Annotated in this window: 16 protein-coding genes, 1 tRNA gene and 1 rRNA gene; 9 read left to right on the plus strand and 9 right to left on the minus strand. The window is 65.8% G+C overall.

Annotated features, from left to right (window positions below; translation table 11 throughout):
* Nucleotides 1-5 precede the first annotated feature (5 nt).
* Nucleotides 6-1,214, minus strand: coding sequence for an ABC transporter permease (locus NMQ11_RS01185; RefSeq protein WP_255169562.1), 1,209 nt, complete (start codon nt 1,212-1,214; stop codon nt 6-8).
* A 256-nt stretch (nt 1,215-1,470) separates the two neighbouring features.
* On the opposite strand from NMQ11_RS01185, the gene NMQ11_RS01190 reads away from it, so the two are divergent.
* On the plus strand, nt 1,471-2,421 hold the full coding sequence (locus NMQ11_RS01190; protein ID WP_255169564.1) for an ABC transporter permease: 951 nt from the start codon (nt 1,471-1,473) through the stop codon (nt 2,419-2,421).
* A 6-nt stretch (nt 2,422-2,427) separates the two neighbouring features.
* Here the strand turns inward: NMQ11_RS01190 and NMQ11_RS01195 are convergent, their stop codons facing one another.
* The 3 genes from NMQ11_RS01195 to NMQ11_RS01205 all read right to left on the minus strand — a co-directional run bounded on the left by NMQ11_RS01195 (nt 2,428) and on the right by NMQ11_RS01205 (nt 5,367).
* Nucleotides 2,428-3,294 (minus strand): DUF8054 domain-containing protein, encoded by an 867-nt coding sequence (locus NMQ11_RS01195; protein WP_255169565.1) that lies wholly within the window; start codon nt 3,292-3,294, stop codon nt 2,428-2,430.
* Between the two features lie 73 nt (nt 3,295-3,367).
* Nucleotides 3,368-3,892, minus strand: coding sequence for a PH domain-containing protein (locus NMQ11_RS01200; protein WP_255169566.1), 525 nt, complete (start codon nt 3,890-3,892; stop codon nt 3,368-3,370).
* A 77-nt stretch (nt 3,893-3,969) separates the two neighbouring features.
* Nucleotides 3,970-5,367 carry an MATE family efflux transporter gene (locus NMQ11_RS01205; RefSeq protein ID WP_255169567.1) on the minus strand — a complete coding sequence of 466 codons (1,398 nt, stop codon included), beginning with the start codon at nt 5,365-5,367 and terminating at the stop codon, nt 3,970-3,972.
* A gap of 132 nt (nt 5,368-5,499) precedes the next feature.
* On the opposite strand from NMQ11_RS01205, the gene lipA reads away from it, so the two are divergent.
* The 5 genes from lipA to lpdA all read left to right on the plus strand — a co-directional run bounded on the left by lipA (nt 5,500) and on the right by lpdA (nt 11,836).
* Nucleotides 5,500-6,435, plus strand: coding sequence for a lipoyl synthase (gene lipA, locus NMQ11_RS01210; RefSeq protein WP_255169568.1), 936 nt, complete (start codon nt 5,500-5,502; stop codon nt 6,433-6,435).
* 276 nt (nt 6,436-6,711) lie between these two features.
* Nucleotides 6,712-7,821 (plus strand): pyruvate dehydrogenase (acetyl-transferring) E1 component subunit alpha, encoded by a 1,110-nt coding sequence (gene pdhA, locus NMQ11_RS01215; protein ID WP_255169569.1) that lies wholly within the window; start codon nt 6,712-6,714, stop codon nt 7,819-7,821.
* Between the two features lie 3 nt (nt 7,822-7,824).
* Complete coding sequence (locus NMQ11_RS01220) at nt 7,825-8,811, plus strand: alpha-ketoacid dehydrogenase subunit beta (protein WP_255169570.1); 987 nt, start codon at nt 7,825-7,827, stop codon at nt 8,809-8,811.
* A gap of 1 nt (nt 8,812) precedes the next feature.
* Nucleotides 8,813-10,351 carry a dihydrolipoamide acetyltransferase family protein gene (locus NMQ11_RS01225; RefSeq protein ID WP_255169571.1) on the plus strand — a complete coding sequence of 513 codons (1,539 nt, stop codon included), beginning with the start codon at nt 8,813-8,815 and terminating at the stop codon, nt 10,349-10,351.
* Nucleotides 10,352-11,836, plus strand: coding sequence for a dihydrolipoyl dehydrogenase (gene lpdA / locus NMQ11_RS01230; protein ID WP_255169572.1), 1,485 nt, complete (start codon nt 10,352-10,354; stop codon nt 11,834-11,836).
* Between the two features lie 49 nt (nt 11,837-11,885).
* Here the strand turns inward: lpdA and NMQ11_RS01235 are convergent, their stop codons facing one another.
* A complete protein-coding gene (locus tag NMQ11_RS01235; RefSeq protein WP_255169573.1) occupies nt 11,886-12,362 on the minus strand; it encodes a halocyanin domain-containing protein in 477 nt (158 codons plus the stop codon).
* A gap of 116 nt (nt 12,363-12,478) precedes the next feature.
* Nucleotides 12,479-12,949: a halocyanin domain-containing protein gene (locus NMQ11_RS01240; protein ID WP_255169574.1), complete on the minus strand. Its 471-nt coding sequence runs from the start codon at nt 12,947-12,949 to the stop codon at nt 12,479-12,481.
* Between the two features lie 108 nt (nt 12,950-13,057).
* Between NMQ11_RS01240 and NMQ11_RS01245 the strand changes: the two genes are divergently transcribed.
* A complete protein-coding gene (locus tag NMQ11_RS01245; protein ID WP_255169575.1) occupies nt 13,058-14,230 on the plus strand; it encodes a multicopper oxidase domain-containing protein in 1,173 nt (390 codons plus the stop codon).
* A gap of 34 nt (nt 14,231-14,264) precedes the next feature.
* Here the strand turns inward: NMQ11_RS01245 and NMQ11_RS01250 are convergent, their stop codons facing one another.
* The 3 genes from NMQ11_RS01250 to NMQ11_RS01260 form a co-directional block, all read right to left on the minus strand.
* On the minus strand, nt 14,265-14,561 hold the full coding sequence (locus NMQ11_RS01250) for a DUF7521 family protein (RefSeq protein WP_255169576.1): 297 nt from the start codon (nt 14,559-14,561) through the stop codon (nt 14,265-14,267).
* The gene (locus NMQ11_RS01255) at nt 14,558-14,935 is read right to left on the minus strand and encodes a winged helix-turn-helix domain-containing protein (RefSeq protein ID WP_255169577.1); all 378 of its coding nucleotides are present in this window, start codon (nt 14,933-14,935) and stop codon (nt 14,558-14,560) included. Before NMQ11_RS01255 ends, NMQ11_RS01250 begins: the two co-directional genes overlap by 4 nt.
* 110 nt (nt 14,936-15,045) lie before the next feature.
* The gene (locus NMQ11_RS01260; RefSeq protein ID WP_255169578.1) at nt 15,046-15,186 is read right to left on the minus strand and encodes a YHS domain-containing protein; all 141 of its coding nucleotides are present in this window, start codon (nt 15,184-15,186) and stop codon (nt 15,046-15,048) included.
* A gap of 793 nt (nt 15,187-15,979) precedes the next feature.
* Between NMQ11_RS01260 and NMQ11_RS01265 the strand changes: the two genes are divergently transcribed.
* Both NMQ11_RS01265 and NMQ11_RS01270 read left to right on the plus strand, forming a co-directional pair.
* Nucleotides 15,980-17,454: ribosomal RNA gene (locus NMQ11_RS01265) — 16S ribosomal RNA — on the plus strand.
* A gap of 127 nt (nt 17,455-17,581) precedes the next feature.
* Nucleotides 17,582-17,653: transfer RNA gene (locus NMQ11_RS01270), tRNA-Ala, on the plus strand.
* Nucleotides 17,654-17,732: the final 79 nt, after the last annotated feature.

Consider the following 17,732-nt stretch of genomic DNA (forward strand, 5'->3'; position numbering starts at 1 on the left):
CGTCGTTAGTGCCTCCGTCGGGGGTCGAGTGCGTCTCTGACGCCGTCGCCGACGAGTTTGAACGAGAGCATCGTCAGCGTGAGCGCGAGTGCCGGGAGCGTCGACACCCACCAGATCTGGTAGGCGGGGTAGTCCGCCCGGCTCTGGACGTGGCCCGGAACGGCGGCGTTTACCGACTCGCTGATCGTCGACCCCCAGGAGTAGACCTCGAGTTCGTGAAAGCCCAGGAAAGCGATGCCGGCTTCGATGAGCACCAGCATGGCGAACAGGTGAAACACCGCGGGGACGAGCGTGTTGGTGACGTTCGGGAGGATGTGTCGTTTGGCGATGTACGGCTCCGAGGCCCCCAGACTCCGGGCGACGAGGACGTAGCCGTCCTCCCTGCGCTGGAGCACCTCGCTGCGAACCAGACGGGCAATTCCGCCCCAGCTCAGCAGGCCGAACGTGACCAGCAACAACAGCAGCGACGGGTTCCAGTAGGCGTAGCCGATGAAGTAGAGGATAATCGCGGGAATCGAGAGCTGGATGTCGACGTATCCCATCAACAGGTCGTCGACGAGCCCGCCGCGAACCCCGGCGACGACGCCGACGGTCGCGGCCAGCGGGACGACGAAGACGGCCGTGAACACCACGACGTACAGCGCGACTCGCGCCCCGGCGGCGAGCAGGAACCCCATCGGGTGGCCCCGCTCGTTGGTGCCGAGCGGGTACGACAGCGAGCCGTGACACCGACGGTCGAGCGTCGCCGCCTCGGTCGTCTCGCCGAGACACTCCACCGGTGCGATCTGACTCGAGAAGCCGACCGGCGGGTGAAACGCGTGCTGAAACTGGAGCCCGGGGTTCGAGAAGACGACGGGGCCGAGAAAGCCGACGACGGCGAACACCGCCAGGTAGACGCCCGCGAGCAGCGTAACCGGCCTGGAGACGACTCGTTTTCCGACCCGTCCGACTTTCTCTCGGTGTCTGATCGCCGGGACGACGCCGTAGGCGAACAGGAGTACGACCGCCGCCAGGAACACCCAGTCGACGGGTCTGGCGCGCCAGTCGCCGACGGTGTAGACGTGTGCGACGTACGCGTCGTACAGGTACAGTGCAACCAGGAGGAGACCGCCGACGACGAGCGTCACCCGTTCGGCGGAGACGAGCCGCCGCCGTCGGTCGACGTCGTCCCAGTCCACCCGCTCGAAACGGTGTGGCTCGTCAGCGGTGCCCATGAAGTGCTACGTGCATTCGTCCACCACAATATCATAAACCTAACTATTTATCCGTCGTGTTCGAACCGTTATACTTTTTGTCTACCGATAGGATAGTGCGCGATATGTTCCCCGTCCGCAGGACCGAGCGACGAGGCGCGCTCCGCGTTCTCGAGCGGCGACGTCCGTTCCGGTTCGACGATCCCGACCGACGGCGGGGGTGCGATCGTCGAGGGCTACTGCCGAGTACACGGCGCTTCGCGAGCGTGAGGGCACCGTGACGCTCCTTCGCCTGTTCGCAAAGCGGATCGCACTCGGGCTCGTCGCCGCCTGGGCGGTTCTGACGTCGGTGTTCGCGATGTTCACGCTCACCGACGACTGGGTGCTCGCCGGCCAGGAAGGGCTGCTCAGATTCGCCGGGGCGGACGAAGCGGAACTCGAGGCGGCTCGAGAGGAGTACCTCGCCGCGCGGGGGTTCGACCGCCCACTCCGGGAGCAGTACGTCGACTGGATGGGTGACATGGTCCTCCTCGACTGGGGGGACTCGCTAGCTACGGGCGAAGCCGTGTTCCCGCTGGTCGTCGGCGCCGCCTCGCGAACGGCGCTGTACGTCCTCCCCGCGCTGGCGCTCGGCATCGCGCTGGGAACTCTCGGCGGACTCTACGTGGCGCTCAACCCCGACAGCAGGCTCGCGGGCGGCGGGCTCGCCAGCGCGTACCTCCTGTTCGCGCTGCCGAACTTCTGGGTCGGCGGCCTGCTGTTCTCGCTCACCTGGGGCGAGGAGCCGGCCGCCAGCTACTCCCCGCTCGTCTTCGAGCACGCGCTGCCGATCCTCCTCACGACGACGACGCTCCTGGGCGGTTACGTGAGCTACTCCCGGGCTCACTCCCTCGAGTACGCCAGTGCGGAGTTCGTCACCCTGGTGAAGGCGAAGGGGGCGGGCCGCCTCCGAGTGGCGACGCACGTCGTTCGCAACGCCGCGATTCCGCTGTTCTCGATGCTGTTCACCGAGGCGCTCGCGCTGCTGGTGCTCGCGGTGTTCGTCATCGAGACGCTGTTCGGAATCGAGGGGTTCGGCCTGTTGCTCCTCGAGGCGGTCCACCAGCGCGACCTGCCGGTGATCCTCGGCAGCACGATCGTCATCATCGGCGTCGGCGTCGTCGGCAACATCCTCCAGGACCTCTCCTACACCGTCCTCGACCCGCGCGTCGACACCGGGACGCGCTGACCTCGCTTACGGGACGATTCCCTTGTCGGTCTCGCTCGCGTCGACGGCCTCCGGGTCGAACTCGAGCAGGCGCTCGCCGCAGTCGAGACAGCCGAGCGTGACGACCTCGTAGGACCGACAGCAGGAGTCGACGATCGTCTCGTCCATCGCGACGGGGCCGCCACAGAGCGGACAGCTCTCGTGGAACGACCGCAACAGCTCGAGGATCTCGACGCGCTGTCCGACCGGGACGTCGCCCCAGTCGTCGGTGCGCTCGGCGAGGGCGTCGTGGGTCGCGGCGTCTGCGATCAGCGCACCCCGTGCGGGCCACTTGCGGACGCGGCGTTCGACGGTAAACGCGGGGTAGTCCCGGTCCTCGACGGTCACCGCCTCGGGCTCGACGCCGAACAGGTCGGCGACGGTCTCGCGGCCGACCCCATCGCGGTAGTCGGCCATCTCCCCGTCGACGCGGTCGGCGAACTCCCCGGTGAGACGGTACGCCTCGCCGTCGGCGCGAAGCTCGAGGGCGCCGGCCTCGAGGAGGTACTCCTCGGGGTCGACCGAGTGTGCGCGCTCGTACTCGAGTTTCTCGAGCGTCTCGAACGTCGGGGGCTCCGACCGCGTCTCGTGGTGGTCGAACCGCGCGAGGACGCTGTCGGGAAGGAACCGCTCGGTGAGTTCGGGCGTCCCGGGGACGAGATACCCTCGCAGGTAGATGATCAGCAGCGAGCACGCGAGCGCGACGACCCCCGCGGCGGGAACGACCAGCGCGAGTGCGCCGCCGACGAGGACGGCGATCGCCACGTTGAGAACCGTACACGGCGTACACCGGTTCTCGCCGGTGTACTCCGGCTGGCGGAGCCCCTCGAGAACCGATGCGGTCCGGTCTGACATGGCTGCGGGTTGGCAGCGCAGGACCAAAAGCTGCGGTGTCGGGGCGCCGTCGTTCGACGGACCCGAGGGCCGCTCACCGACGGTTCGCGGACTGTCTGTTCACCGCGGCCTCGAGTTGCATGCTGAGCGCGTTGTTGGCGCGTTCGGGGCGGGGAACGCGCTCGAAGGTCAGCTCGGGCTCGCCCGAGCCGGCGGTGTAGACGGTCAGCTCGCCGTACCCCAGCAGGCGGCCGATCGGGCTCTGTCGCAGGCTCGTGTTCTGGATGCGGTCGAGACGAAACTGGGTGACGTCCCGCGAGACGACGCCGTGTTTCTTGTACAGTTCCGCCGAGGTGAGCACGTATCGCGTGTTCGTCCAGACGACGTACTGGGCGAGCGCCAACGCCGCCCCGGCGAGCACGCAGAGCACGCCGAGGGCGACCAGGAGGGTACTGCCGTCGCCGGTCGACCCCCACCCGGCCAGCAGGAACCCCACGAGCGCGAGTGCGACCCCTGCCGGAAGCCCCGCCCCCATCGTGATCGGATGCGGTCGGCTGTGCCAGACGACCGTCTCGTCTTCGCCCAGGTGGAGCCAGCCGGGCGCCGATTCGGGAGTCATCGCTCTCGAGTATACCGTACGCCCCCGTAAAGCTGTCGCGCACCGGACGTTCTCGCGGGGGAGAACGCCACGAGAACTCAGTCGCTGGCGGCGGTCGCCTCGCCGGCCGCGCGAACGTTCATGCCGTTGGTCGTCTCGTACCAGTAGTACCAGCCGAGTCCGACCGCGACGGCGACGTTCGAGAGCGTGACCGCCCAGAACACGGCCGAGACGTCCATCCCCAGCAGGTAGACGCCGCCGGCGGCGATCGGGAGCCGGACCCCCCAGTACTGCAGGAGGGAGGCGACGAGGCTCGTCCGCGTTCGCCGCGCCCCGTTGAACCCCGCCTGGAAGAGGTAGCTCGCGCCGATCGCCCAGTAGCCGTAGGCGAGGATCTCGAGGTAGAGAACGGTGTACTCGAGTTCCTGGCCGGTCGCGTCGGGGACGAACACGAACGTCAGCGTCTCCGGAACGAGCCACTGGATCGCGCCGACGATCGACAGCGCGCCGGCGGCGATGCCGACGCCGACCCAGGTCGCTCGCCGGGCCCGCTCGGGGGCGTCGGCACCGAGGTTCTGGCCGACGACGCTCTGGGCGGCCTGCTGGAGGCCGATCGCCGGGATGAACGCGACGCTGGCGACGCGAGCGCCGATCGCGTACGCCGCGACGGCCGGCGCCCCGCCGACGGCGGCGACGATCGCGATGATCACGACGCGGACGGACTGGCTGGCGAGGTACTGGCCCGCGTTCGGCCAGCCGATGTCGACGACCTGTCGCACGTCCCCGGCGTCGAAGACGACCACCTCCCGGTCGATGACGAACCCGTCGCGGCCGTGGACGGCCATCCCGATCGCGAGCAGGAGGCCGCCGGTGTAGCCCAGCCCGGTCGCGAGCGCGGCACCTGCGACCCCCATCTCGGGGAACGGCCCCCAGCCAAAGATGAGGAACGGATCGAGGACGATGTTGAGTCCCACCGCGAGGAGGTTGATGTACAGCGCCGCCCGCGAGTCACCCCAGCCGATGAACCCGGACTCGAGGGTGTCGCTCGCGGTGAGGATCGGGAGTGCGAGCGCGTAGACGGCGAGATAGCTGGCGGCCATCTCCGCGACGTGGGCGTCGGTGCCGAACAGTCCGATGATGTCCCGAGCGAGCAGGAACGTCGCGACGCCGACGACGCCCCCGACGACGAAGCCGAGGACGGTGCCGTTGACCGCCGCCCGCCGCCCCGCGTCGGCGTCGTCAGCGCCGACGCGCTGTGAGACCAGCACCTGCGTCCCGACCGCGGTCCCGATCGCGACGGAGACGAGCAGCCCCGTCAGCGGGAAGTTGAGGCCGACGGCGGCGACCGCGTCGGCGCTGTGTCGACCCAGCCAGAAGATGTCGACGAGCTGCTGGAGCACCTGAACGAGATTCTGGAGCAACAGCGGCGCCGCGAGGACGAGCAACGCCTTCGGAATCGACCCGGTAGTGATTTCGTCGCGCGATACGTCTACCATACGATATATTGCCTACGACAATGGCTATCTGTTATATATATCTATCTCTTTTACGACAGCGCGATGGCCATCAGGGGGCTTCCCGTCCCCGGACCACCACGATTTTTCACCGGCGACCGCCAGAGTGACGGTATGAGTCGCTCGCGAAAACCCAACTGGCTGAAGATGCGACCGCCGTCGGGTCGGGAGTTCACCGGAATACGGGAAACACTGCGCGAGCACGACCTCAACACCGTCTGCGAGGAGGCGAACTGTCCGAACCTGGGGGAGTGCTGGAGCGGGCGCGGCGGCGACGGCGGCGGCACCGCGACGTTCATGCTAATGGGACACCGCTGCTCTCGAGGCTGCAACTTCTGCGACGTCGAAACGGGCGGGATGGAGCCGCTCGATCCCGACGAGCCCGCAAACGTCGCGAGCGCGGTCGCCGAGATCGGACTCGACTACGTCGTGCTCACGAGCGTCGACCGGGACGACCTTCCGGATCAGGGCGCCGGCCACTTCGCCGAGACGATCCGGGAGATCAAACGCCGCCACCCCGATACGCTCGTCGAGGTGTTGATCCCAGACTTCCAGGGTGAACGACGCCTGGTGCGCAAGATCATCGAGGCCGACCCGGACGTCATCGCACACAACATCGAAACCGTCGAGCGACTGCAGTTTCCCGTCCGCGATCGCCGTGCCGGCTACGAACAGAGTCTGGGAGTGCTCGCACAGGTCGACCGGGAGTCAGAGACGTACACGAAATCCTCGATCATGCTCGGCCACGGCGAGTACGACCACGAGGTGTACCAGACGCTCGCGGATCTGCGCGAACACGGCGTCGACATCGTCACACTCGGCCAGTACCTCCAGCCCTCGCGCAGTCACCTCGAGGTCAGGCGCTACGACCACCCGGACAAGTACGAGACCTGGCGGCGGGTCGCCGAGGACGACCTCGAGTTCCTGTACTGTGCCAGCGGGCCGATGGTCCGCTCGTCGTACAAGGCGGGCGAGCTGTTCGTCGACGCCGTTCTTCGCGAGGGGCGGAGCCTCGAGGAGGCCAGAGAGCGCGCGCGAAGCGCGGCGTAGCCGTCGGCGCGGCGGTGTGCGATGCGGTGCCGTGACCCGCCTGCGTATGACGTTCAGTATCACTGCGACCGTCCGTCCAGTATTGGGCCATAATTCGTGATGATTCAAACTCATAGCGGATTTTCCCGCGTTTAGACGAACGATTGTTCGATTACCAGCCGTCTTACCGCAAAACCCTGTGAACGGGTGGCAAGAATCCCGACGATAGTAAACCTTTTACGAAAATCCTTTAACGCGAGCGATAGACCGTTAGGGTATGCGAAGGTGGGTATACACGTGAGCACGCTTCAGCACGACCCCCGGGACCGCGTACAGGTTCTCGACGACGCCGGTCACGTCCTCGAGGGCGTGGAGGTACCGGATCTCTCCGAGGACGAACTCGTCGAGATGTACGAGCAGATGCGCCTGGCCCGCCACTTCGACCAGCGCGCGGTGAGTCTCCAGCGCCAGGGTCGGATGGGGACGTACCCGCCGCTATCGGGACAGGAGGGCGCCCAGATTGCGAGCGCCCACGCGCTCGACGACGACGACTGGCTGTTCCCCAGCTACCGGGAACACGGCGCCGGTCTGGTTCGCGGCCTGACGCTCAAGCGCACGCTGCTGTACTGGATGGGTCACGAACAGGGCAACGCCATCCCCGAGGACGTGAACATCTTCACCGTCGCGGTGCCGATCGCGACCCAGATCCCGCACGCGACCGGCGCGGCGTGGGCGTCGCGGTTGAAAGGCGAGGAGAACGCGTTCTTGTGTTACTTCGGTGACGGCGCGACGAGCGAGGGCGACTTCCACGAGGGGCTCAACTTCGCGGGCGTTTTCGACACGCCGTCGGTGTTCTTCTGTAACAACAACCAGTGGGCGATCTCGGTTCCACGCGAGCGCCAGACCGCGAGCGAAACGATCGCCCAGAAGGCCGAAGCCTACGGCTTCGAAGGCGTGCAGGTCGACGGGATGGACCCGCTCGCAGTCTATAAAGTTACGCGGGACGCCATCGAGAAGGCGAAAAACCCCGACGAGGACGAACTCCGTCCGACGCTGATCGAGGCGGTCCAGTACCGCTTCGGCGCTCACACCACCGCCGACGATCCCTCGGTCTACCGGGACGACGAGGAGGTCGAACGCTGGAAGCAGAAGGACCCCATCCCGCGCATGGAGACGTTCCTGCGCGAGCAGGGAATCCTCGACGACGAGCGCGTCGAGGTCATCGAGAGCCGAATCGAAGGCGAGGTCGCGGACGCGATCGACGCCGCAGAGCAGGTCGAGCGACCCGACCCGCAGGAAATCTTCGCACACGTGTACGAGGGAATGCCACGACGGCTGCAAGAACAGCTCGAGTGGTTCGAATCGATTCGCGAACAGTACGGCGACGAAGCGCTTCTGGAGGACTAGACAATGGCTGCAGAATCTGAAAACCTGACGCTGGTACAGGCGGTCCGTGACGGACTGCACGGAGAGATGGAACGGGACGAGGACGTGCTCGTGATGGGCGAGGACGTCGGCAAGAACGGCGGCGTGTTCCGCGCGACCGAGGGGCTCTACGACGAGTTCGGCGAGGACCGCGTCATCGACACGCCGCTCGCCGAATCCGGGATCGCCGGCACCGCAATCGGCATGGCCGCCTACGGCCTGCGCCCGGTCGCCGAGATGCAGTTCATGGGCTTCATCTACCCCGCGTTCGACCAGATCGTCTCGCACGCGGCGCGACTCCGAACGCGCTCGCGCGGACGCTTCACGTGCCCGCTCGTCGTCCGCGCCCCTTACGGCGGCGGCATCCGCGCGCCCGAACACCACTCCGAGTCGACGGAGGCGATGTTCGTCCACCAGCCCGGTCTCACGGTCGCGATCCCCTCGACCCCCTACGACGCGAAGGGGATGCTCGCGAGCGCGATCCGCTCGCCCGATCCGGTAATCTTCTTAGAGCCGAAGCTCATCTACCGGGCGTTCCGTGAGGAAGTGCCGAACGACTCCTACGAGGTTCCACTCGGCGAGGCGGCCGTCCGCCGCGAGGGCTCTGACATCTCGGTGTTCACCTACGGCGCGATGACTCGACCGACGATCGAGGCCGCCGAGAACCTCGAGGGAGAGATCGACGTCGAGGTCGTCGACCTCCGGACGGTGTCGCCGCTGGACGTCGACACCATCGTCGAGTCCTTCAAGAAGACCGGCCGCGGCGCGGTCGTCCACGAGGCCCCGAAGACGGGCGGGATGGGCGCCGAGATCACCGCGACGATCCAGGAGGAGGCGCTCATGTACCAGGAGGCGCCGATCAAGCGCATCAGCGGCTTCGACACGCCGTTCCCGCTGTACGCGCTCGAGGACTACTACCTGCCCGAGCCGGCTCGCATCGAGACGGGAATCCGGGAGGCGATGGATTTCTAACATGGTCCGCGAGTTCAAACTCCCCGACGTCGGCGAGGGAGTCGCCGAGGGCGAACTGGTCTCCTGGCTCGTCGAGGAGGGCGAGGAGGTCAGCGAGGACCAGCCGGTCGCCGAGGTCGAGACGGACAAGGCGCTCGTTGAGGTCCCCTCGCCGGTCAACGGCACTGTCCGCGAGATCCTCGCGGAGGAAGGCGAGATGGTGCCCGTCGGGAACGTGATCATCACGTTTAACGTCGAGGGCGAGGAGGCGGAGGAGACCGAGTCGCAGGCGGAACAGGCCAGCGAACCCGAGGGCGTCGACGAACCCGACGAGGCCGAGGGCGGCGTCGACGAAACCGAGGAGGTCTCGACGTCCGAGGGTCGCGTCTTCGCACCCCCGCGCGTACGGAAACTCGCTCGGGAAGAGGGCGTCGACCTCTCGAGCGTCCAGGGTAGCGGCCCCGGCGGTCGGATCACCGAAGGGGACGTTCAGGCCGCAGCCGAAGGCGACTCGAGCGAACCCGCCGACGCCGAGACCGCCGAAGCGGCCCCCGCGGAGCCGACCGAAGACACGGGTGGGGCGGACGCCGCCGCGGGAACCGCTGGCGGGGCTGCCGGTACGGCCGCCCCGTCGTCGGTCGAGTCCGCAGACCGCGAGAAGACCCTCGCGGCTCCCGCGACGCGCCAGCTCGCGAAGGAACAGGGAATCGACATCGACGCGGTGCCGACGACCGAGGAGCGCGACGGCGAGGCGTTCGTCACGCCCGAGGCGGTGACGGAGTACGCCGAGGCCCAGCAGCGCGCCCAGGAGGCCGACGTTGCCGCGGCGGCGACCGGCGAGACCGGCCCGCGGGAGACCCGTGAGCCGTTCAAGGGAGTGCGCAAGACCATCGCCGACGCGATGCAGCGCTCGAAGTACACCGCTCCCCACGTCACCCACCACGACGAGGTCGACGTGACGAAGCTCGTCGAGACTCGCGAGGATCTGAAACCCGTCGCCGAGGAGCAGGGGATCCGCCTCACCTACATGCCGTTCATCATGAAGGCGGTCATCGCGGCGCTGAAGGAGTACCCCGAGATGAACGCGATGATCGACGACGAGAACGAGGAGATCGTCCATCGCAACTACTACAACATCGGTGTCGCGGCGGCGACCGACGCCGGGCTGATGGTGCCGGTCGTCGACGACGCCGACCACAAGGGCATGCTCCAGCTCTCCTCGGAGATGAACGAGCTGGTCCAGAAGGCCCGCGAACGCACGATCTCGCCGGACGAACTCCGCGGTTCGACGTTCACGATCACGAACATCGGCGGCATCGGCGGCGAGTACGCCACCCCCATCCTCAACTACCCCGAGGCCGGCATTCTCGCGGTGGGCGAGATCAAGCGCAAGCCCCGCGTCGTCACCGACGCCGATGGCAACGAGTCGATCGAACCGCGCTCGGTCATGACCCTCTCGCTGTCGTTCGACCACCGGTTGATCGACGGGGCAGAAGGCGCAGCGTTTACGAACAAGGTGATGGAGTACCTCGAAAACCCCGAACTGCTACTACTCGAATAAATGGTCGTCGGAGACATCGCAACCGGAACGGACGTGCTCGTCATCGGTGCCGGACCCGCAGGCTACGTGGCCGCGATCCGCGCCGGACAGCTCGATCTGGACGTAACGCTCGTCGAAAAGGAAGCCTACGGAGGCACCTGTCTGAACCACGGCTGCATCCCATCGAAGGCGCTGATCACGGCGAGCGGGCTCGCCCACGAAGCCGGCAACGCAGAGGAGATGGGGATCCACGCCGACCCCGCCGTCGACCTCTCCCAGATGGTCAACTGGAAGGACGGCGTCGTCGACCAGCTCACGAGCGGCGTCGAGAAGCTCTGTAAGGCGAACGGCGTCAACCTCCTCGAGGGAACCGCCCGCTTCGCCGACGAGAACACCGCCCGGATCTCCCACGGCGGCGAGGGGCAAGGTTCCGAATCCGTCGAGTTCGAACACGCCATCGTGGCGACCGGCTCGAGCCCCATCGAGATCCCGAACTTCGCCTACGAGGACGAGCCGGTGCTCAACTCCCGACAGGCGCTCGCTCTCGATTCGGTCCCCGATTCCCTCGTCGTCGTCGGCGCGGGCTACATCGGGATGGAACTGGCCGGCGTCTTCGCCAAGCTGGGAACCGACGTGACGGTGATCGAGATGCTCGAGGACGTCCTCCCCGGATACGAGGCCGACCTCGCCCGTCCCGTAAAGAAGCACGCGAAGGAACTCGGTATCGAGTTCCACTTCGGCTACAGCGCTTCGGAGTGGCACGAGGAGGACGACGGCATTCGCGTCGTCGCCGAGCCCGCGGCCGCGGCCGACGGTGGGAGCGAGGCGAGCGGCGACGCCGCGAGCACCGAGGCCGAACTCGCGGAGGAACCGCTCGAACTCGACGCCGAGAAGGTGCTCGTCGCCGTCGGTCGCGCACCGGTGTCGGACACGCTCGACCTCGAGTCGGCGGGCGTCGAGACCGACGAGCGCGGGTTCATCCCGACCGACGATCGCGCGCGCACGAACGTCGAGCACATCTTCGCGATCGGCGACGTCGCCGGCGAACCGATGCTCGCCCACAAGGGCTCGATGGAGGGTCAGGTCGCCGCGGAGGTGATCGCCGGCGAGCCGTCGGCGATCGACTACCAGGCGATGCCCGCCGCCGTCTTCACCGAACCCGAGATCGGAACCGTCGGACTGACGCAGTCGGAAGCCGAGGAGATGGGATTCGAGACCGCAGTCGGCAAGTTCCCGTTCCAGGCGAGCGGACGCGCGCTGACGACGGGACACTCCGACGGTTTCGTGAAAATCGTCGCGGACGCCGACGCCGGGTTCATCCTCGGCGCACAGATCGTCGGCCCCGAAGCGTCGGAGCTGATCGCCGAACTCGGGTTGGCGATCGAGCTGGGGGCGACCCTCGAGGACGTCGCCGCGACGATCCACGCCCACCCGACGCTCGCCGAGTCGGTGATGGAAGCAGCAGAGAACGCGCTCGGCCACGCGATCCACACGTTGAACCGATAACCCTCGCAAAAACTCGTTTTTCGCCGCCGCCCTCGAGACGTCGTCGGTCTCAGACGACGTCGACTGCGCCCTTCATGTCCATGTTCTCGTGGGGAACGCAGACGTACGTGTAGACGCCGGTTTCGTCGAACGTGTGTTCGAACGTCTCGCCGGCGGCGGTCTTCATCTCGCTTTCGAAGGCACCGTCGGTGTCGACGACGTCGTGACCGCCGCCGTCGCCGGTCCACTCCCAGACGACGGTCGTCCCCTCGTCGACCCGGATCGCGGCGGGATCGAACTGGAAGCCGTCGCCGGCGCCGACGTCGACCGTCACCTCGTCTTCGCCGGTGTAATCGAGGGTTCCCTCGTAGTTCGGCGTGTCCTCGAGCCAGCCGTCGTACTCCGCCTCGTCGTCGACGTACTCGGCGTCGTCGCTGCCGTCGCCGTTGTCGTCGTCACTCGTACAGCCGGCGACGGCGACCGGGAGGGCCGCGATGCCCGCCAGCCTCAGTGCCGTTCGCCTCGAGACGCCGTCGTTCGGTGTCATCTGTAGTCGGTGGTTGGAATCTGGGCCGTATATGGACAACCCCGGTTCTCACTTTCTGGGAACCGGCTCGATCGACGGCTCGCTGGTTCGAACGGGCTGCGATCGGACGCTGCCGGTCACCGGACGTCGACGCCGCCTACCATCCCGCGGTGTTCGTGGGGAACGCAGACGTAGGTGTACGTGCCGGGCTCGTCGAACGCGTACTCGAAGGTGTGACCTTCGGCCGCGCTCTGGCCGCTGTCGAAGGCGCCGTCGGTGTCGACGACGTCGTGGCGGCCGCCGTCGCCGGTCCACTCCCAGACGACGGTCGTCCCCGCGTCGATCCGGATCGCACGCGGCGCGAACCCCATCCCCTCTCGGCCGGTGCCGACGGCGACGGTGACCTCGTCCTCGCCCGTCCAGTCGACGGTTCCCGGATGGTCGACGCTCTCGAGTGTGCCGTCGTACTCGGGTTCGTCGTCGACGAACTCCTCGCCCTCGTAGTAGCTGTCTTCGTCGTCGTCGCCGAGACAGCCCGCGAGCGTCCCGAGGGCGCCCGCTGCGACGCCGACGAGGACGGCTCGCCTCGGCTGCGTGTTCGCGTCCATTCACCCGTTCGTCCGTTCCGTTCGAATTTATGCCTCCCTGTTTCGTTCCCACTGGCCGGGAACTGGCGTACCGGGTCTTATGGTTCCTGTCCGTAGATCCGGCTGTACATGACGACGCACCCATCGACTGGATCCGGCTTGCGACGCAGGGCGTTTCTCACGACCGCCGGGGCGGGCACCCTCGGCGTCCTCGCAGGCTGTGTCGCTCCGAGCGCCGACGAGGCGGCCGCGGCTGACGAAAACGACAGCGATGACGGCAGCGACGACGAGAGCGGTTCGGACGAGCCGCTGACGGATTACCCGTACACGGCGCCGCCGCAGCTGGTGGATCTCGCCGACCAGAACCACGAGTCCACGCTCCGAACCGTTCCCGCCCGCCACGAGGTCGTCACCAGTGAAGCGTCGGGCGGCCCCCTCGAGCTACCCGAGGTGTGGGCCTGGGAGGCCGACGACCTCGAGCCGAGCGTTCCCGGCCCGATCTACCGGATGGACGAGGGCGAAACGTTCGAACTCACCTACGAGAACACGGGTCACAACCGCCCACACACGGTCCACGTCCACGCCGTCAGCAAGGCCTGGCACGACGACGGCGCGCCCGTCACGACTCACGATCAGGTCGACCCCGACGAGAGCCACACCTACACCCTCGAGGGTGACGTCCCTGGAACGCACTTCTATCACTGCCACTTCCAGACGCACAACCACCTCGACATGGGGATGTACGGTATCCTCCGGGTCGACCCCGAGGACTACCAGCCGCCGGACCGCGAGTACTTCTTCACCATTCGGGACTGGGACACGCGCCTGCACGAGCAGAACGCGGGCGGCGACGTCGACTACGACCCCGCGGACCGGTCGCCGAACATCTACACGCTCAACGGTCGCGGCGCGCCCTCGACGTTCCACCCGGAGCTCGGCACGCCGCTGATCGTGAGCGAGGGCGACACCGTTCGCCTGCACATCGTCAACGCAGGCTACGAGTCACACCCGTTCCACACCCACGGCCACCGCTTCCGGGTGGTCGAGAAGGACGGCGGGCGGATTCCGGAGGCCGCCCAGTACGAGGAAGACGTCATCAGCATCGCCCCGGCCGAGCGCTATACCCTCGAGTTCGAGGCCACCGCCGACCCGGGTCTCTACCCGGCACACTGTCACAAGGTTCACCACGTTACGAACGAGGGGAGCTACCCAGGCGGGATGGCCACCGCCATCGTCTACGAGTCGGTGATGGACTCCGAGGAGTTCGGCCACACGATGGCTGACGCCGGATACGACGGATAACGCCCTCGAGGGCGGTCGCTTCGACCTCGCGAGATCACTGGGCGTACAGCGAGTACGCGATGATCGCGAATCCGATGAGCACGAGCAGACTCTCGAGTAAGATCCCCGTCGCCAGGTCGACCTGGAGGAGCTGGTGTAACACTCCCGCGAGGACGAACCCGAGCGTGACGATCCCGAACCCGAGCGCCAGCAGCCCGAGCGCCCGCTGTTGCGTCCGGCGATAGGCCTTGAACGCGAAGTAGGTGATCACGCTTCCCACGAGCAGGACGAGCGTCTTTACAACAGCGAGTGCGACCGTAACCTCGGTTTCCGCGGTAGCTTGTAGGATCATGTCTCTTTTCGCACCTCCGACCACAGCTCCGCCAGCCGTTCGTCGGCCGTCCGGCTCGGCCGGTCGATCGTCACCGACAGCGACCGGTCGTCCTCGAGTTCGAGCCCGATATTCGTGAAGTCGATCGCGTATCTGGTCGCGTGGTGGCCGTCACGCCGAATATCGGTCGACTCCTCGAGCAGCGTCGCCTCGGTGAGCACCTCGAGCTTTCGGTAGAGCGTCGACTGGGGGATCTCACAGCGGTCGGTGAGTTCGGCGACCGTCATCGGCTCCGCTAGCTGGCGGATGATCTCTCGACAGTCGGGGTCGTCGAGAGCGGCGCAGATCTCTGCGGCGGACGGCTCGTTCGCAGATTCACGGCGGTCCCGAACCATTCACCTGGTCGTTCTCCCGCCGTGGATTTATCAACGTCGATGGACGAGCGTCGCCCCCGAGGGACTCGTCGACTCCCCGCCGCGGCCGAGAGGCCGACTCTGTCGTGACACTACGCGTACTCGCCGGTGTTCTCGACGAACTCTTCCCGGCAGTCGATCGAACAGAAGTAGTACATCTCTCCGTCCTGTTCCGACTGTATCTCGGTGTCCTGGGGATTGACGTCGGTTCCGCACACTGGATCGGTGACCATAGCGGGCAGGGCTACCACGGTGACTGCCACAGGCGTTTCCCCGGCCACTGCTGGCCGACGAAAACGTAGCTTCTTACGCGTGCACGCTCGAGTCGGAGGTGCGCGGGTATCATTCGATCAGACCGGGTCTACGACGGACGGGATGACCGATCGTCCTCCGCCCGCGCGACACCACGACCGCGAGCGGCGGCACTTTATTAGTGTCACTCGAGTGATCGTCAGGTGAAAAATCGTGCCATGGTAGCGACTTTCGGAGGGAGAGTCGTTCGACGGCCTTATATACACACCCACTCCTCGTAACTACTGCGAACGACGTGGCGCACGCCGCCACGTCCCCTCTGGCCGGTTTCCGGCACGGAGGTAGGCACTGCATCCCCCTCGACACAGGGCGTCGGTCCGATCCAACGGCCTTATATACTCGGCTCGATTTGGATTGGAACGCAACTGACTCGCCGGAAGTCGCATCCGGCGAGTACCGATCCGATGCCCTTAAGTGTACGAGGGAACTCGGATGTAAACGCAAAGAACGCGTGATTGACCGGGCGTTGGATCCGCTCGGTCGTCTCGGACGAACGGTTCGAAGGGGTTAAGTACCCCAGATGGCCTATAAAGTAGTCCGAAGGAGATGAGGATTCCACCCCTGCGGTCCGCCGTCAAGATGGGATCTGATGTGAGCCATGATAGTTCGGTGACGCTCGATCGGTCGACACGATCGTCGTCATCGAACGGACCAAGTTACGTGTGAGAATCAAGCGAGATTCTCCGCCAACCTTCCCCTTCACGGGGGAATAGCATTCCGGTTGATCCTGCCGGAGGTCATTGCTATTGGAGTCCGATTTAGCCATGCTAGTCGTACGAGTTCAGACTCGTGGCGAATAGCTCAGTAACACGTGGTCAAACTACCCTCTGGAGCGCAATACCCTCGGGAAACTGAGGCTAATGGCGCATACGGCTCGCTGCCTGGAACTGGCGCGAGCTCGAAATGCTCCGGCGCCAGAGGATGTGGCTGCGGCCGATTAGGTAGACGGTGGGGTAACGGCCCACCGTGCCGATAATCGGTACGGGTCATGAGAGTGAGAGCCCGGAGACGGAATCTGAGACAAGATTCCGGGCCCTACGGGGCGCAGCAGGCGCGAAACCTTTACACTGCACGACAGTGCGATAAGGGGACTCCAAGTGCGAGGGCATATCGTCCTCGCTTTTCACCACCGTAAGGTGGTGGTGGAATAAGAGCTGGGCAAGACCGGTGCCAGCCGCCGCGGTAATACCGGCAGCTCGAGTGATGACCGCTATTATTGGGCCTAAAGCGTCCGTAGCCGGCCAGGTAAGTCTATCGGGAAATCTCCCCGCTTAACGGGGAGGCGTCCGGTGGAAACTGCCTGGCTTGGGACCGGAAGACCAGAGGGGTACGTCTGGGGTAGGAGTGAAATCCCGTAATCCTGGACGGACCGCCGGTGGCGAAAGCGCCTCTGGAGGACGGATCCGACGGTGAGGGACGAAAGCTAGGGTCACGAACCGGATTAGATACCCGGGTAGTCCTAGCCGTAAACGATGTCTGCTAGGTGTGCCACAGGCTACGAGCCTGTGGTGTGCCGTAGGGAAGCCGTGAAGCAGACCGCCTGGGAAGTACGTCCGCAAGGATGAAACTTAAAGGAATTGGCGGGGGAGCACTACAACCGGAGGAGCCTGCGGTTTAATTGGACTCAACGCCGGACATCTCACCAGCACCGACAATGTGCAGTGAAGCTCAGTGTGATGAGCTTAGTGGAGCCATTGAGAGGAGGTGCATGGCCGCCGTCAGCTCGTACCGTGAGGCGTCCTGTTAAGTCAGGCAACGAGCGAGACCCGCGCGCCTAATTGCCAGCAACACCCTTGTGGTGGTTGGGTACATTAGGCGGACTGCCAGTGCCAAACTGGAGGAAGGAACGGGCAACGGTAGGTCAGTATGCCCCGAATGTGCTGGGCTACACGCGGGCTACAATGGTCGAGACAGTGGGATGCCACTCCGAGAGGAGGCGCTAATCTCCGAAACTCGATCGTAGTTCGGATTGTGGGTTGAAACTCACCCACATGAAGCTGGATTCGGTAGTAATCGCGCCTCAGAAGGGCGCGGTGAATACGTCCCTGCTCCTTGCACACACCGCCCGTCAAAGCACCCGAGTGAGGTCCGGATGAGGCCGGCGCAACGCCGGTCGAATCTGGGCTTCGCAAGGGGGCTTAAGTCGTAACAAGGTAGCCGTAGGGGAATCTGCGGCTGGATCACCTCCACAGACCGGGACCACTCCGACGGAGTGGCCCATCGAAACCTATTCGGTCCGTTCGACACCGACGCCGCGTCGGCCGAGCGAGCACCTCAGAACTATCATGGCTCTTGACACCCCGCGAGAGGCGGGGTGGGCCCATAGCTCAGTGGTAGAGTGCCTCCTTTGCAAGGAGGATGCCCAGGGTTCGAATCCCTGTGGGTCCATGTCTTGGAGGCGATCGGAATCGCTCCCCTTATACGGGTGGCGCGATTCAGATCAAATCCGACTAACCGATGCACCAGT

Source organism: Natrononativus amylolyticus, assembly GCF_024362525.1.
GTDB lineage: Archaea > Halobacteriota > Halobacteria > Halobacteriales > Natrialbaceae > Natrononativus > Natrononativus amylolyticus.